This is a genomic window from Schlesneria sphaerica, from assembly GCF_044336245.1.
GTDB lineage: Bacteria > Planctomycetota > Planctomycetia > Planctomycetales > Planctomycetaceae > Schlesneria > Schlesneria sphaerica.
This window is the reverse complement of the sequence record NZ_CP172346.1, coordinates 2,267,478-2,284,048: the sequence shown is the minus strand read 5'-3', so window position 1 is coordinate 2,284,048 and position 16,571 is coordinate 2,267,478. Positions and strand designations below refer to the sequence as shown.

Here is a 16,571-nt window from a genome sequence, read left to right as displayed (position 1 = left end):
GTTACTTTCGCGACTGGTGTCGCAGGAGTGCGGCTTCGATGAAACTGCGAAACATCGGATGCGGATGGTTTGGTTTGGATTTGAATTCTGGATGGAACTGCACTGCAGCGAACCAGGGATGGTCGGGAAGTTCAATGGCTTCCACAAGTGTGCCGCTGGGGCTGTTTCCGCTGAGAGACATCCCACCTGCGATGAACCGTTCACGATATTCGGGGTTGAATTCGTAGCGGTGGCGATGACGTTCTGAGATCTCGTTGGTTCCGTAGATCTTTGCCATCAACGAATCAGGAGCGAGCACGCATGGCTGTGCTCCGAGGCGCATCGTTGCCCCCTTCTTCTCGATGTTCCGCTGGTCCTCCAGCAGGCAGATCACCGGGTGAGGCGTTGCTGTGTCGAACTCGGTGCTGTCCGCATCTTCGAGACCGAGTTTGTGCCGGGCGTATTCGATCACGGCAACCTGCATCCCCAGACAGATTCCGAAGTAGGGGATGTTCTGTTCGCGGGCATAGCGCACCGCCTGGATCTTCCCTTCAATTCCCCGGTGTCCGAATCCACCAGGGACGAGCAGACCATCGATACCTGCTAGAACAGATGCGGCTTCCTGCTGTTCGAGTGACTCGGCTTCAATCCGTTTGACGATGACGCGGGTCGAATGCGAGAACCCGGCGTGATCCAGGGCTTCGTAGATCGATTTATAGGCGTCGCGATGTTCAATGTACTTGCCAACCACGGCAATGTTGACGTCGTGCAGCGGATTCTTGATCCGGTGAACAAGATCTTCCCAGTCATCCATTTCGGACTGGCCTGCGGGAAGGTGCAGTTTCTCGAGAATCAGCTTATCCAGACCATATTCGACCAGCCCGCAAGGAACTTCGTAGATCGAATATTCCTTGTCCTGTTCAACAATAACAGCACGTTTCTCAAGATTGCAGAAAAGGGCAATCTTGTCGGCGTTATCCTGACCGAGGTCGCGTTCCGTTCGCACGATCAGAATGTCAGGTTGGATACCGATCTGCCGCAGCTGCTGCACGCTGTGCTGGGTCGGTTTGGTTTTGAGCTCTTTTGCCGCTTTCAGATACGGGACGAGCGTCAAATGAATGAACAGACAGTTTTCTCGACCAATATCGAGTGGGAGCTGTCGAATGGCTTCAAAGAACGGCAAGCCTTCAATGTCGCCTACGGTGCCGCCCAGTTCGGTGATGACGACATCGACATCAGGACCGGCGAGACCGCGGACAGCGGCCTTGATTTCGTCGGTGATATGCGGAACCACCTGGACTGTCTTGCCCAGATACTTCCCTTCACGCTCTTTCTGGATCACTTTGGAATAGATCCGTCCGGACGTGTAGTTGGACTCGCGCGTCAGGGGGCTGTTGGTGAATCGCTCGTAGTGTCCCAGGTCGAGGTCTGTTTCTGAGCCGTCATCCAGGACGTAGACTTCGCCATGCTGAAAGGGGCTCATCGTCCCCGGATCAACATTGATGTACGGGTCGAGTTTCTGCATACGAACTTTGAGTCCGCGTCGTTCGAGGATAGTCCCGATTGAAGCAGAAGTGAGGCCTTTACCGAGCGAGCTTACCACGCCGCCAGTGACAAAAATATGCTTGGTCATTATGAAACTTTGAAGGAAGGTCAGGCGGGGGAACGAAGGATGGATAAAGGGGGAATGATGAGTGCGATGAGAACCGGCTTCATTCCGCTGCTTTCATCCTCTGGACGAATCGAGCATAGTCCTCAGGTGTGTCGATGCCAACTGAGTGATGCTCAACAATTGCGACTTGGATCCGGGCACCCGCTTCCAGCGCTCTTAATTGCTCAAGTTTCTCAAGTTGCTCCAGTCTTGATGGAGCCAATTGCGTCAGCCTGAGCAAAAAGTCGCGCCGGTATGCGTAGATACCAATGTGTAAGGTCCAGGGATGCTCGGCTTCCAGGACTTCTGCGGCTTCGCGATCCCGACAAAACGGGATCGGGGCGCGACTGAAATACAGAGCCCGGCCGTCGGCACCCGTAACAACTTTGACGCAGGAAGTTGCCTGAACCTGTTCGAGGGACCGCATGGGTGTCCCCAGGGTGGCCATATCGGCATCAGAGCAATCGATCAGTGCCTGGACGACGGCGTCGATGTTCGCAGGATCGATCTCGGGTTCGTCCCCCTGGATGTTAACGAAGATGTCACCGTCGGGGCAGCTTCTGCGGGCGACTTCAGCGATGCGGTCGGTACCGCTCGGGTGTTCGCCGGTCATTTCCGACCGTCCACCGAAATTGGCGACGGTCCGAGCAATTTCGTCATCGTCTGCGGCGACGATCAATTGGCTGAGACTGCGAGCCTGCGAGGCCGAATTCCACGTGTATTGGATCAGGGGACGCCCCGTTTCGGCCAGCAGTAACTTTCTTGGCAGGCGAGTCGAGTGCAAGCGGGCAGGGATGATTCCGTAAACCTTCATGATGCTTTTACTTCTGACTGCTCGTTAATGCCATTAAGTGTTGAAAATCGAGATCGTTTCGCAGGGGGTCGAAATCTGTTTCCCGGGGGACAAGTTTGAGCAGTTCACGATCCATTCGGAACGCCCTCCCGAGCCATGAGAGGGCCTCGAACTTTTCGCCCGCCAGCGAGTAATAGCAGGCGAGATTGTACAGGACGACGGGAACATCCTTGTGGAACTGATAGGCCAGCTTCATGGCGTCAATCGCCTTGGGGAGCTGGTCCACTCTTTTGTAGCACCAGGCCATCCGCATCAGCGCGTTCAGCTCAGTCGGTTTTTCCTTGTGAGCTTCGCGGAAGTCGTCAAGCGCCGGTTGCATCTCTCCTTTCATCAACAAGGCTTCGCCATGCAGCATGCTGACATTGTATCGCTCATCGCCGACATCTTCGATGTGTCCCAACTCGCGTAGTGCGTGGTCAGGCATGTTGAGCGCCAGATAGCCTTCTGCGGCCAGAATCTGACGTTCACGACGCTTTGAGGAATTTATGGGCATGAAAGTAAACCACTGGTGGCCGGGGTTGCCTTGCGTTAAGGAACCCGACAGTGCGGCAATGTAACGGATTGCGCGCGGCAGGACAAAGCTGACGGATCAGCGAAGTTTTCCGGCGATGAGTTGCTCGAGCTTAAGAATATCCGCCGAGAACTTCCGAATCCCTTCTGCGGTTTTCTCGGTCGCCATGGCGTCTTCATTCAACAGGAAGCGGAAGCTCTTTTCATCCAGTGTCTGCTTCTCCCACTTCGATGACTTCGCCGCGCTGGCGTCCAGTTTACGGGGCAGGGGATCCGTCGAAGCCGCAAGTTCCCCGAGGAGTGCGGGGCTGATGGTCAACAGATCACAACCGGCGAGCTCGGTAATCTCACCTTTATTGCGGAAGCTGGCTCCCATAATTTCTGTCTGGTAGTCGAACTTCTTGTAGTACTCGTAAATCTCCGTCACCGAGCGGACTCCCGGGTCTTCTGCGGGGGCGTATTCCTTCTTGGTTGCCGCTTTGTACCAGTCAAGAATTCGACCGACGAAGGGAGAAATCAGTCGGACTTTCGCTTCTGCACAGGCGACTGCTTGCGGGAACGAAAAGAGCAGCGTCAGGTTGCAGTGGATTCCTTCGCGTTCGAGGATTTCGGCAGCCCGAATTCCCTCCCACGTGGATGCAATTTTGATCAGGATTCGATCTCGGGAAATCCCATTTTTCTCATAGATGTCAATTAACTGCCGGGCCTTGGCGAGTGTTCCCATTGTGTCGAATGACAGTCGCGCGTCGGTTTCTGTTGAGACTCGTCCAGGTACGATCTTCAGGATTTCGATCCCGAAATTGACCAGGACATGATCGATCACGTCTTCGACCTGTTGTGCACCTGATAACCCTGACCCCTTTCGGTCTGTCACGGCTTTGTCGACAAGATAGGCATATTCCGGCTTGGAAGCGGCAGCCAGGATCAGTGACGGATTGGTGGTCGCATCTTGTGGCTGATACTGCTTCATCGACTCGAAATCCCCGGTGTCGGCGACAACGACCGTGAATTTTTTAAGTTGATCGAGTTGCGATCCGGATCCAGACATAGTGCATCTCCTGCCAATGTGGCGAAGGGAACGTTCCGCTGCAGTCTTTCACAAGTTTTACTCGTTGCGACCGACAGATTCCATCACAGGAAATTCATGTGGAGGCACTTCGCAAGGACGCACGACCTGTTAGCGGTCTCACTTGCGAAGCCTCCCTCTTCGCTGGGAACGGGAGGAGGGCAAATATCGACTTGTCAAAACTAAACGTCAGTCTGTCACAACACGATCGCCCAGAGGCACTCAGTAATCTGTCTCACCTCTAAAAATGAAAAGCTACTCCGCTTTCGAGAGACATTGATGCAGTGGCTCACTAGGCGGAATTTTGTCGTCACAAGTCACTAGTGCATTGTCACCCATCGAAACAGGGATTGCCATAATCCGTATTTTGCGAGAATCTGTATGGCACAAGGAGGTGTGCGATGCAGAAGAAGTATATTGTTCGGTTGAACGACGAAGAACGTCAGGTCCTTCGAGAAGTCGTCGGTAAGCTGAAAGGCTCGAGCCAGAAGGTGAAGCGAGCTCAGATTCTCTTGAAGGCCGATGTCGAAGGTCCGGGCTGGTCTGATCGCAAGATCGCCGAGGCGTTCAACTGTCGGACACAGACCGTGGAAGATGTTCGCCGTCGATTAGTGGAATGCGGTTTCGAAGAAACTTTGTGTGGCGCGAAGCGTGAGACGCCAGCGACGCTGAAGTTGTTGGATGGTAACCAGGAGGCGAAGATCATCGCCTTGCGTTTAGGACAGCCGCCGAAAGGCTATGCGAACTGGACGCTGCGTTTGTTGGCTCGTAAAGTCGTCGAGTTGGAGATTGTAGACTCCATCAGTCACGAAACTGTCCGTCGCACACTCAAAAAAATGGCATGACCAACCGCAAGATTCAGTACTGGGTGATCCCTCCCGAAGCCGACGCCGAATTTGTCGCGGGCATGGAGGATGTGCTGGATATTTATGCAAGACCCTACGATTCAGGCTGCCCGGTGATCTGTATGGATGAGCAACCGGTCCAACTTTTGAAAGAAACACGGACACCGATTCCCGCGACAACGAAACATGCCAAGCGGGTTGACTACGAGTACGAACGGGCCGGCACTGCAAACATTTTCATGTTCACGGAACCTCTGGCTGGGTGGCGCAAAGTGACCGTCAGACAGACCAAAACAAAGATCGACTGGGCTCTGGAAATGGCTCGTTTGCTCGACGGTCGATATGCGACGTCAGAAAAGATTATTCTGGTCTGCGACAATCTGAACACACATACGAAAGGTGCGTTCTACGAGGCATTTGAGCCGGACCGCGCTCGCTCATACGTCCGACGCATCGAATTTCACCACACACCCAAACACGGCAGTTGGCTGAACATCGCTGAGAACGAGCTCAGTTCCCTGACTCGACAATGTGCCTCAGGTCGACGCTTTCCTGATATCAAGACCCTTCAGAGCGAAGCCACGGCTTGGTCTGACCAAGTGAACTCAACACAACGAGGGGTGAATTGGCAAATGAAGATTGACGATGCACGAACTAAACTCAAATCCGTATACCCACGTTCTTTGATGTGACAAAGCACTAGGCTTCAGGCAACTCGACGTAGAGTTCGGAACCCTCGACGATGACTTCAAAGCAGGGATGCTTCAATTGCGCGTTCAAACAGTGTCGGCCTGATGTCACATCAAACTGCCAGCCGTGCCAGGGGCAGGTGACTGTCGTTCCGGAAAGAGCGCCGCGCGCGAGCGGTCCTCCGGCATGCGGACAGATCCCGTCCAGGGCATGAAAGCGTCCCTCGACGTGAAAAATGGCCACGATCCGGCCAGCCACCACAAACTCGCGCCCTTCTCCCTGTGGAATATCCGAAACGTTCGCTACCCGATGTCGATTCACAGCAAGACGATCCTCTGCAAGTATTGCCCGGAACCGGGGAGTCAAGAGTTGGCGAACGCGTGTTCAATCGCGGATTTTGTTTTGTTGAATCCCGTCCGTGCGACCTCGAGAGCATCCTGCTTCCAGTAGTCTCGATTGAAGAGTTCGAGCGAAACGGCGCCGCGATAGCCTGCATCTCGCAAAGTTCGAAAGATCATGCCGAGCGGCGCAATTCCGTCACCCGGATAGACGCGATGGGCGTCGTTGATGCTGTCGCGGGCGGGCGTTGCCGGGTAATCATTGACGTGGAAATTGTGCATCCGGGATCCGGCGAACATGGCCAGCCCCTCGAAGCTCGAGCCTCCCTTGAAAATGTGGTAGACGTCGAGGAGGAAACAGGCACTGGGATGAGCTGCTTCAACGCCGATGAAGGCGACTTCTCCCAGTCGCGCCAACGTCTTGGAAAAGCCCCAGAGTTCCAGTTGAGGCAGGACTCCTTCTGCTTGCCCCAGTTCGCAGAGCGCCCGGTATCGGTCTGCGAGTTGATATGGATCAAGCCCCGTTTTATCGGTCACGCCGACGGGAGGAGCGGCCAGACGTTCTCCACCGATTTCCCGGACAAGTCCCATACATCGCCTGGCTTCTTCCAGGCCACGTTTTCGCTCAGCTTCGTCTTCCGCGAGAAATGCCGCAAACCCAATCGCACTTTCCACCTGAAGTCCCGCATCGGCGATTCGCTTTCGCAGATCAGACAGGGTACCACCTGATTTGACATAGTTGTCAATTTCGCCAATCCACGGCTCAATTCCGGCATATCCTGCTTTCGACGAAACTTCGATGGCACCGAGAATGTCGAGCTTGTTCCCTTTGTAAGGGCAGTCGCGAATCGTGCTGGTATTCAGGCAAATGCGAAAAGGCTGAGTATTTTCCGGAGCAGCCGATGCCACCGCGGGTGCCAGCAGCGATGTGGTCGCAGCGATTGTGGCCGTCGTTCCGAGAAATTCTCTGCGATTTAAGGTGGTCAACATCAGCTTCTTTTCCACGGTTTTGAGAGCTTTGAATCAGGCCCGGATTGTCCAGAATCGAATCCCGCAAAACAACGCTGTCAGGCATTCGCGGTTGGCGATGAAGGAAAATCTCGGAGCGTCAGTTTACTTCCCACTCTCTCCAGTGGAAACTGCCCTGACAATGTTGCCCTGTTGTGCAGTCAGCCTTGACCCTCCAGCGATAATGAAGACATGCTGTTCATCCTCGATAACTACGATTCGTTTACTTACAACCTCGTGCAGCGGTTTGGCGAGATCGACTCACGAGTGGATGTACGAGTCGCACGAAACGATGAAATCACAATCGATGAAATTGCCGCGTTAAAGCCCAGCGGAATTGTGGTTTCGCCCGGCCCCTGTACTCCGCACGAAGCCGGGATCTCGATGGAACTGATCCGGCAACTGGGCCCCCATATCCCGACGCTGGGTGTGTGTCTCGGGCACCAGTCCATGGCCGAAGTCTTTCATTCGCCGGTCGTGCGTGCTGAACGGCTGATGCATGGAAAGGTCTCGCCGATCCATCACCTTGGAACAGGTGTCTTCGAAGGATTGCCCAATCCCTTCACTGCAACCCGCTACCACAGCCTTCATGTTCCCGAAGCGACGTTGAGCCCTGAGCTCGAAGTCACGGCCTGGGCCGACTTCCCGGGACATCCGCGAGAAATCATGGGCTTGCGGCACCGAGTCCATCCCATCCACGGAGTCCAGTTCCATCCGGAAAGTTTTCTGACCGAAGGGGGCATCGATCTGCTCAAAAACTTCCTTAAAATTGCCGGTGAAATTTCTTCGTGAAGCTGTTTCAGGCCTCACTGGCATCACGGTCGCAATGTTGACTGTCCCCGTGAATTGGTCACCGACGGTTTCCGGTGATTGCAGGTAAGGCCTTCAAACATGGCGAAGAAGACTTCCCCGAGGAATGCGCTGGCTGAGGCGAAGACCGGACAAGCGATACGGCCTTCGTTTATTGGGCGACCTTCGACAAGTGATCGAAGCCGCGAGAGAACAGACAGCGCGAGCGGTCAATTCGACGCTGGTCATCATGTACTGGCAAATCGGAAAACGGATTCGTGAAGAGGTCCTTCAAAACGAACGTGCCGAATACGGCAAGGAAGTGGTACAGGACCTGGCGATACATCTGACGGCTGAATTTGGGAATGGGTTCTCTCGATACAGCCTTTCAAGAATGATGTCTTTTGCTGAGAAGTTTGGCGACGAACAAATTGTTGCGGCGCTGTCGCAACAATTGAGCTGGAGTCATTTTGTCGAACTCATCCCGCTGGAAGACCCGCTCAAGCGAGATTTCTACGCCGAAGTGTGCCGTCTGGAGCGGTGGAGCGTCCGAACACTGCGGCACAAAATCGGCCATTTGCTCTATGAGCCGACTGCTGTCAGCAAAAAGCCGGACGAACTGATCGCCCGAGACATCGCTGCTCTGCGGGACGAAGACCGCATGACACCCGATCTGGTCTTCCGGGACCCTTACTTTCTGGATTTTCTGGGTCTCACGGGGCTGCACATCGAAAAAGATGTCGAAGATGCGATCTTGCGAGAGCTGGAATCTTTTATCCTGGAGATGGGGACCGATTTCGCATTCGTCGCCCGACAGAAACGAATCACGGTCGACAACGAAGATTACTATCTGGATCTCTTGTTCTACCACCGTCGGCTGCGGTGCCTGGTGGCAATTGACCTAAAGCTGGGAAAGTTTCAGGCGGCTGACAAGGGGCAGATGGAATTGTACCTACGCTGGCTCCAGCAGCATGACACCCATCCGGGAGAAGAACCTCCTCTGGGCCTGATCCTGTGCGCCGACAAGTCACAAGAGCACGTCGAACTCTTACGGCTGAATGAAAGTGGGATCCGCGTCGCTCAATATTTAACCGAGCTTCCTCCTCGAGAATTGCTCGAAAAGAAACTGCACGACTCGATCCTCATCGCCCGCGAACGTCTGGCGCGCGATGAGGATCACTAACAGCCTAAGGACTGAAGGTGGAACTGGCTCCTGTCCCAAACTGCTGGCATCACAGTCGATGCCGAGTTCTCTGGTGCCAATCGAGGGTTGCCACGGAGCCTGTGCCACCAACTCTTTTTCTCACGGTTTCCTGGAAGCGTTATCTTCAGTCAGCTTCAGGCTGCGTCCTACGAGTTCCGGCAGGAATTTCACGGGCACAGAGGCTTCGTTGATGACGGCTTCGTGATAGCGTCCGAGGTCGAATTCGGTCCCCATCGATCGCTGGATCTGCTGGCGGAGTCGGAGGAAAGCAGAACAACCGACGAAATAGGTTGAAAGCTGACACGAAGACTGTTTGGCGCGAACGACCTTCAGTCGTGCTTCCCCTTCGGCCTGGAAGGCATCTTCCGTCAGGAACCGCAGGGCCTCATCATCCGACATTTCAGTGCAGTGCATCTTGTGATCAAGGATGGCATTTGCGACGCTGCGAAGTCGGAATTTGAGCTGCATCATTCGCAGGGCCGGGTCCCCCTCTCCATAGCCCTGATCGAGCATCATTTGCTCGCAGTAGTTCGCCCATCCTTCGGCGTAGACGCCGGATCCCAGAACTTTGCGTATGAGAGACGGATTTCGGTTGGCGTATTCCAACTGGACATAGTGGCCCGGATAGGCCTCGTGGATTGTCAGAATCTTGAGCATCTGGCGGTTGTACTCACCCAGAAAACTGATGACGCGTGAGCGGTCCCAGTCTGCCGGAGGAGGGCTGATGGCATAGATGCTGGCCGTATTGGGATCGAGCGGGGGGGCGGGTTCCAGAAACGCGACGCTGTTTCCCCGCTGGAATTCGGGCATCTCGATGATTTCGCACCGGTCAGGATCGGGCAGTCGCAGAAGATTGCGGTCTTTGATGAACTGCTTGATGGTTAGGACGGTGGCACGAGCATCGTTTGCCAGTTCCTCTGCTGAGCTGTGGTCTCGACCGATTTCCTGAAGGACCTGCTGAATGGCAGACTGCCGCCCCGCTTCATCATCGGGAGGGAATGGATGACGGGGGAAATAGCGTCCCCAGAGCAGCTTCGCGATGAGCAGCAGATCGCTACGAACCAACTTCAAGTTGGCCTCTGCTTCAGCGAGAACGTCATCTGCGGTGACGCCCGCATCCAGCACCATTTCGAGTTTCTTTGCAAATTTCTCTCTCCCCAGCCGCCACTCACCGTTCGCGCGAGGAAGCAGTTCGTCCTCAAGGAATTTCTGGTGGCGTTTCAACTCTTCGACGACAGTTGCTGCCGCACTCTGCACCGCCTCCCGCTGTGGCGAGTTTCCGATGATCTCGAGCAGATCCTGTTGGAAGAATGCGATGGCACCCTTGTTCTGAAGGATTGCCGTTTCGGTTACGATTCGGGGCGGGTTCTTCAGATTGGAGCGCGCCGCGACCAGGATCCTGGGAATCGCCTGCATGCGATTCAGTGCGTGAGTAATCGCAGACTCTTTCGACTGGGTCGATTGGGTGAGCAAGCTATAAACACAATCGGTCGCCAGTCCCGTATAGATCCTGGGGTCTGTCTCATAGGGACGCTCGACCTCTTCAAGCCAAAGGTCGAGTTTCAACGAGTCGCGCAGGATCTCAAAATCGACCTGTCCCTCGCGCGATAGCGATGAGTAGGAGATTTCTCTGGCCAGGCGGTCAAGTGTTGCCTGTGTCAGTCCGAAACGTTTCTGACGGGTCTCGGAAGAGACATCGTCGAGCAACGAATCAAATCGGCGGTCACCCAGCCGTGAACCGCGTAAAGGGCTAAAAGTAAAATCCGCTTCCAGGTATTCCTGAAAGATTCTTGCCAGTGTCTGGTCGGCGTCGGTCGGCATCGTGTCTGCGTCCTTTCGTTCCACGTTCCATACGCTGGTCAAAACGTCGTAGGTGCGGGGATCGAGCTGCTTGAGTTCGATCGCGTTGTAGGGAAAGAAGTCGTTTCGGCTGAAGTAGGCCTCTGTCGTCTCAGCAAAAAACTCTTGAGGGTTCGTCATGGCATAAGCGCGACCGCGACTCTTGCGGCCTTCTGCATCCTGTCGTTCCACATTGTCGTAGTCACCACTGGAGCGGGCCCGTTCAAACGCTTCTCGGATCACAGAATTCTCGAACCCGTCCTTCAGTACGCGATGGTGATAGGCATGAGCCAGCTCATGCAGGGCGAAGTTCGGCATACGTCGGGTCTCGGCCTCGAAGATGCCGATATTTGTGAATTCGATTCCCTGTGCCATCGCGGGGTCACGACCATGATCTCGCAGCCAATCGGCCGCCGGGTGATATTCCGCCAGGGGAGGCGTGTTGGGGTACTCGGGAGAGAACCAGAGGGGGACTTTCTTCAGTTCCGCCAAAGGACCCGGCGGGACGACACGCTCAATTTCCAAGAGTTGCCGCTGGAGCAGTTCCAGAGCCTTCGTAGTCTCTGCAGGCAGGCTTACGAGCAACTGAGGATGCACATGGACGACCCATCCTGAGAGGTTGCGAACGGTTTTATCGGTCGTTTCTGCGGCAGCGACATTGCGAGCGAGTGCCTGGGCTCGGATCGCAGCTTGAGCGTTCAGAAGTCGCTTTGGCCATTCAAACTTTGGCGCCTGCTGCGGTTCGTACCCCTGCAGGTGGCCCGTCAGACGAGTGGCAGGTTTGGTGTATTTGAGTTCGGTTTCTCCAAAGACTTCTCGGCACACAGCAGCAAGTCCCGGATCGTATTCCAGCAGTAGCTCTCGCGTGTTGACATGATTGTGGTCGTGGTCATTGATGCGGTTGTTATCAAACCATGACTGGACTCCTTCGGCGAAGTACTCATGGTGGTTCACGGACGCGTACTTCCCCTTCCAGAAGCCAGCATTCATGGCTGCGTCGTAGGTTTCTTTCAGTCGGCGGTCGAAAGTTGGATCGACATTAACCATCCCACGCAAATGAATGTTATGGGCAAACTCATGAATCAGAATGTTTTCTGCTTCGTACGGGTCACCCGGAAAACCCAGCAGGTTTTCTTCCGCGACCGAGCAGTAGGGATCGGTCTCACTTCCCCCCAGGCCGCGAGCACGCGCGTCCCAGTAATCTTTGGGAGCGATTCCGTCAAAGTCCGGAACCTTCTCGCCTGCGAGTCGGGCGAATTCTGGCAGGTCTGTCGTAAACTCGTCCCGCGCCATAATGCACATTCTCGCTCCGCTTTTGATCATTGCCTCACGCACGTCAGGTCGTCTGGCAAGCATCATCTTCACGAGGTAAGCGGCTTCTTTCAGTGCGTAGGGATTGACCCGACTCGAGGCCACGATCGGAAACCCATCGACACTCACTGACTGCTCGTAGAACGCGGGGATTCCATTTTGTCCCTGTGGATCGAAGCGGAACCCCTGGTAGGTCACTTCGCTCGTCACGCGAGCCGACGCCTTGTCGTCGCGACCGATGACTTCAAACTGATGCCCCAAGGTCGTAGAGAGAATCAAATCCTTGCCGGGTTCGACCGTCCCGCTGGGAACTTTTTCAGTGGATGATTTCTGCCAGAAAATATCGATCGTCTGGGGACTGCCATTGATCATCTGCAATTGAGGACGCGGAAACTCGGCCTTTTGAGAAGGGGACTCGTCAGCGAAAACTTGAACTGTAATCGTGAGAAGGATCGTTCCGATCGCGAGACTGAACCAGGGGCCACGAGATCTGACGGATGGCTGGGGGGGGAAGGGGAATCTCATCGAACCTCCACAATTCGTGGACCAATGACATCGGCCCGTGGTGTGATGCCAAGTCCCGGGGTACAGCTTGCCTGCATCGTTCCCTGAACTCGACAGGGGGCTCCCTCGGCAATGCTGACAGTTACATAACTGTTAAAGTCAGTACTGGTGAAGCGAAATTCTTCCGGGGTACTGTGCGCCAGATGCGCGATCGCCGCTGTGGTGATATCCCCGCCCCAGCTGTCTTCCAGCGTCATCGCGATCCCCATGGAAACGCAGAGATCACGAACCTGCTTTGTCCGGGTGAGGCCCCCGAGCTTACTGATTTTCAGGTTCACGACGTCCATGGCGAGATCCGCCTTGGCTCGCAGCAGCATGCTCAGGTGATCAATGTTTTCGTCGAGGACGAATGGATGATCTGTGTGTCGTCTCACCGCCAGACATTCTTCATAGGTCAGACATGGCTGTTCGATATAGACGTCGATATCACGAACAGCTCGAACGACTCGGATGGCTTCGTGCTGCGTCCAGCCCGTATTCGCATCGGCGACCAGGCGGTTTGATGGTTGCAACATCGCACGTACCGCACGAATCCGCTCAATATCGGTGTCGGGATCGCCCCCGACTTTCAATTGAAATCGCGTGTAACCTGCTTCTCGATAGCCCGCGACCTTGACCGCCATGGCATCGGGAGATTCCTGTGAAATCGCCCGGTAAAGCCGCACGCTGTCGCCGAAGCGTCCTCCCATCAGCATACAAACCGGGAGTGATGTCGATTTTCCGAGGAGATCCCAGCAGGCGATATCGATGCCGGATTTGACGTAGGGATGCCCCTTGAGTGCCGCGTCCATCCGATGGTTAATGACAGCGAGTTCCCTCGGGTCCAGTCCGATCAGGTGCGGTGCCAGTTCTTTCAACCCGGCTCGGACTCCTTCTGCATAAGCGGGAAGATAAAACGGACCCAGCGGACAGACTTCCCCGTAGCCAATCAGCCCTGTATCCGTTTCGACCCCCACAATCGTACTGTCGAAGACGGAGACGGACTTTCCTCCAGACCATTTGTAAGAACCTTCAACGAGTGGAAGTTCGACCCGGTGAGCGAAGATGCGCGAAATTTTCATAGTCACAGCGGCTCGTGAAATAAGAGTTCAGTCTGTGGTGAATGTCAGCCACCAGACGCGATCGGAACGAATCGAGCGAACGAAATAAGAATGGATAACCGGAAATCATGGGACGCAATCCTGTGATGGGCAAGCGAAAGGGGCTGCTATGCCCCGGCGAATTTCCGGGTGTGTTGTTTGCGAGACGCAATTCTCGAATTTTCGCGATAGGTTTAGCGGAGTGATTCGTACGTGCTGAATGAGGCAGATATGACAAGCACACCCCCGACACGGCCGACATTGCTTTTTCGGATTCGAAACGCCCGTGACCAGGAGGCGTGGGAGCGGTTCATCGACCTGTATGCACCGCTCGTTTATGGGTTTCTCAGAAAGCGAGGTTTGCAGGATGCGGATGCTGCGGACTTAACTCAGGATGTTTTACGGCAAGTTGCATTGGCCGCGAACTCACTTGAGTACGACCCCAGGAACGGGACCTTCCGCAGCTGGCTGTTCACGATTGTCCAGAACCGCTTGATTGATCACTGGAGAAGAGAAGGAGTGCGTGAGCGTGCCACGGGAGACTCAGTGGCTCAACGGCTTTTGGAAGAACAACCGCAAGCGGGAGTGAACGAATCTGCCGATGGAGATTGGGACACCGATTACAGCCGGCAACTATTCCATTACGCGGCCAAAATTGTGAAGCAGGACTTCACTCCATCGACCTGGCAAGCGTTCTGGCGGACGGCCGTCGATGGGTTGCCCGGGCCAATGGTGGCGGAGCAACTGGGTCTGAGTTTGGCAGCGGTCTATCTGGCCAAAGGTCGAGTCCTGAACCGGTTGAAGGAGCAGGTGAAACAGCTCGTTGGAGAGGAGTAGCCTCGCTGGCATCGGGAAGAATTTTTGCGATCGCGGGCTTCAGCCGTCGACGGCGCAAGCATCGATCGTGAATGGTGCAAGGCCCTGCGATTTTCAGGCCGTGGGCTCATTTTGCTGCAATGGCGGGCGACGGGTGAGGATTGGCAACGAACACGTTCTGTAACTCAGGAAAGTCAATATCATGACACACTTCACGATCGCGTGTCCCACCCGGGACGACCTGCGGGGCTTGATCGACGGTGCGGTTTCCGGGGAGATGCAGCAGGCGATTCAAACCCATCTCGAGAGCTGCGCCCGATGTCAGCAGGCGCTGGAGTCGCTGGTGGTCGTGAGTGAGTCATGGGACTCAGAACTGGGGAAACTGCGTGAGCAGGAGGGTCTCCCCGTTGAACCGGTTCTGTCCGATGCCATGCAGCAGATGAAGGGGGAGGATTTCGTGGACATCGCGGAGCCTGCTTCCCGGCGGCGTGCGGAGATCGACTTCCTTCAGCCTTCTGACGTGCCGAATTCGATCGGTAGACTCGGACACTACGAAGTCACGGAAGTCGTTGGTCAAGGGGGAATGGGAATCGTGCTGCGGGCATTCGATCCGACGCTGCATCGCGTTGTCGCCGTCAAAATTCTGGCTCCCTATCTGGCTCACAATCCGCATGCTCGTCGCCGATTTGTCCGGGAGGCTCAAGCCATCGCTGCCGTCAGTCATGACCATGTGATTACGATCCATGCCATCGAAGACGTCGCCGAGCAACCCAGAATCGTGATGCAGTATGTCGCAGGTCGTTCCCTTCAGCAGAAGATTGATGCAGAAGGAGCGCTCGAGCTGAAGGAGATTCTGCGGATCGGAATGCAGACGGCATCCGGCCTCGCTGCGGCTCACGCGCAAGGGTTAGTCCATCGCGACGTTAAGCCATCCAATATCCTGCTGGAAAATGGAATCCAACGAGTCAAATTGACGGACTTTGGGCTGGCTCGTGCCGTCGATGACGCCAGCCTGACGCAAAGCGGAGCCATTGCCGGAACGCCGCAGTATATGGCTCCAGAACAGGCAAATGGAGATGCCGTCGATTACCGGGCCGATCTGTTCAGTCTGGGAAGTGTGATTTACGCGATGTGTGTGGGGCATTCTCCCTTCCGTGCGAGTACTGCCATGGGAGTATTAAAGCGAGTCTGCCATGATCCCCCTCGGCAGATCCAGGAGCTCAACCCCGATATTCCTGATTGGTTGTGCAATATCACAATGAAGCTCTTGGCAAAGAAACCGGACGAGCGGTTTCAATCTGCCAAGGCCGTTGCGGAAGAACTGGAGAACTGGCTGGCCCATGTACAGCAGCCGACCGTAGTAGCCAAACCCAGGGGAGTGTCAGAAGGGGTTTCTGCAGAAGCGGAACCCGCAACGCCGTCAGCGCAGCAAACCGGCTTGCCAGTTTCACAGACCCCAGTGAGTCCCTGGAATAACCCCACCACGACAATCCTCTTTCAGCACATATCCGGGCGGCTCTTGCTGTTCTTATTTCTGACCGGAATGACAGTCTCAATCGCGTTTCACCAATTTAATTCAAAGATCGGTCTTGCCGAAGTGATCTTGGTCGGAGCGATTGCGGGGTTGCTTGTCAGTTTTTGGGGTGTGCTGTTCGTGGCGTTAGTCCGACTGCTTTGGGGCAACGCCCGCGAAGTATTCGTCAGATCTTCCAGTTCGCGATGGTTACCAAAGGTGTCACCTGAAAGACGGCGTGCGTATGGGAGCGCCATTCCTCCCGAGAGCTTAGGAATGCTGTCAGCCATCGTCTTAATGGTCATGGGCGTACATCCGCTGCTTGCCGCCGTTGTTGCTCTAATTGTCTGGATCCTCGTGCTGCGGGTCATTCAGCCACCCGGCTCCGCCTACGGGAAAAGACGTGTCATTCCGGTGGCAGCCCAGGAAAATGGGAATGACCGGAGGACGACCTCTCAATCGGCCGGTTCGGCAGCGGAGATCTGAATCCTGTCGGACACGATGGGGATGTCCCCC

Annotated in this window: 13 protein-coding genes; 5 read left to right on the top strand and 8 right to left on the bottom strand. The window is 55.2% G+C overall.

The features are described from left to right. Position 1: 1 nt before the first annotated feature. The 4 genes from ACGY09_RS08395 to tal all read right to left on the bottom strand — a co-directional run bounded on the left by ACGY09_RS08395 (position 2) and on the right by tal (position 4,041). A complete protein-coding gene (locus ACGY09_RS08395; RefSeq protein ID WP_397571191.1) occupies positions 2–1,612 on the bottom strand; it encodes a CTP synthase in 1,611 nt (536 codons plus the stop codon). A gap of 79 nt (positions 1,613–1,691) precedes the next feature. Next, positions 1,692–2,444: a 3-deoxy-manno-octulosonate cytidylyltransferase gene (gene kdsB / locus ACGY09_RS08390; RefSeq protein WP_397571190.1), complete on the bottom strand. Its 753-nt coding sequence runs from the start codon at positions 2,442–2,444 to the stop codon at positions 1,692–1,694. 7 nt (positions 2,445–2,451) lie between these two features. Continuing rightward, positions 2,452–2,976, bottom strand: a complete 525-nt coding sequence (locus ACGY09_RS08385; protein WP_397571189.1) for a tetratricopeptide repeat protein — start codon at positions 2,974–2,976, stop codon at positions 2,452–2,454. A 96-nt stretch (positions 2,977–3,072) separates the two neighbouring features. Next, on the bottom strand, positions 3,073–4,041 hold the full coding sequence (tal, locus tag ACGY09_RS08380) for a transaldolase (protein WP_397571188.1): 969 nt from the start codon (positions 4,039–4,041) through the stop codon (positions 3,073–3,075). Positions 4,042–4,460: 419 nt separating this feature from the next. On the opposite strand from tal, the gene ACGY09_RS08375 reads away from it, so the two are divergent. Beyond that, a protein-coding gene (locus tag ACGY09_RS08375) for an IS630 family transposase (protein WP_397568373.1) occupies positions 4,461–5,596 on the top strand; the annotation gives its coding sequence in 2 pieces (ribosomal slippage) (positions 4,461–4,890 and positions 4,890–5,596; 1,137 coding nt in all). Between the two features lie 7 nt (positions 5,597–5,603). On the opposite strand, the gene ACGY09_RS08370 is transcribed toward ACGY09_RS08375, so the two are convergent. Beyond that, the gene (locus ACGY09_RS08370; RefSeq protein WP_373650738.1) at positions 5,604–5,915 is read right to left on the bottom strand and encodes a Rieske (2Fe-2S) protein; all 312 of its coding nucleotides are present in this window, start codon (positions 5,913–5,915) and stop codon (positions 5,604–5,606) included. A gap of 41 nt (positions 5,916–5,956) precedes the next feature. Beyond that, positions 5,957–6,922, bottom strand: coding sequence for a sugar phosphate isomerase/epimerase family protein (locus ACGY09_RS08365; protein ID WP_397571187.1), 966 nt, complete (start codon positions 6,920–6,922; stop codon positions 5,957–5,959). A 210-nt stretch (positions 6,923–7,132) separates the two neighbouring features. Between ACGY09_RS08365 and ACGY09_RS08360 the strand changes: the two genes are divergently transcribed. Both ACGY09_RS08360 and ACGY09_RS08355 read left to right on the top strand, forming a co-directional pair. Continuing rightward, complete coding sequence (locus ACGY09_RS08360) at positions 7,133–7,732, top strand: aminodeoxychorismate/anthranilate synthase component II (RefSeq protein ID WP_373650740.1); 600 nt, start codon at positions 7,133–7,135, stop codon at positions 7,730–7,732. Between the two features lie 124 nt (positions 7,733–7,856). After that, positions 7,857–8,912 carry a YhcG family protein gene (locus ACGY09_RS08355; RefSeq protein ID WP_397571186.1) on the top strand — a complete coding sequence of 352 codons (1,056 nt, stop codon included), beginning with the start codon at positions 7,857–7,859 and terminating at the stop codon, positions 8,910–8,912. 120 nt (positions 8,913–9,032) lie between these two features. Here ACGY09_RS08355 and ACGY09_RS08350 read toward each other — a convergent pair whose 3' ends face one another. After that, positions 9,033–12,608, bottom strand: a complete 3,576-nt coding sequence (locus ACGY09_RS08350; protein WP_397571185.1) for a DUF885 family protein — start codon at positions 12,606–12,608, stop codon at positions 9,033–9,035. After that, a complete protein-coding gene (locus ACGY09_RS08345; RefSeq protein ID WP_397571862.1) occupies positions 12,605–13,708 on the bottom strand; it encodes a cis-3-hydroxy-L-proline dehydratase in 1,104 nt (367 codons plus the stop codon). Before ACGY09_RS08345 ends, ACGY09_RS08350 begins: the two co-directional genes overlap by 4 nt. 249 nt (positions 13,709–13,957) lie before the next feature. On the opposite strand from ACGY09_RS08345, the gene ACGY09_RS08340 reads away from it, so the two are divergent. Both ACGY09_RS08340 and ACGY09_RS08335 read left to right on the top strand, forming a co-directional pair. After that, positions 13,958–14,563, top strand: coding sequence for an RNA polymerase sigma factor (locus ACGY09_RS08340; protein WP_373650744.1), 606 nt, complete (start codon positions 13,958–13,960; stop codon positions 14,561–14,563). Positions 14,564–14,744: 181 nt separating this feature from the next. Then, entirely contained in the window at positions 14,745–16,541 is a 1,797-nt protein-coding gene (locus tag ACGY09_RS08335; protein ID WP_397571184.1) for a protein kinase, read from the top strand. Positions 16,542–16,571 lie beyond the last annotated feature (30 nt).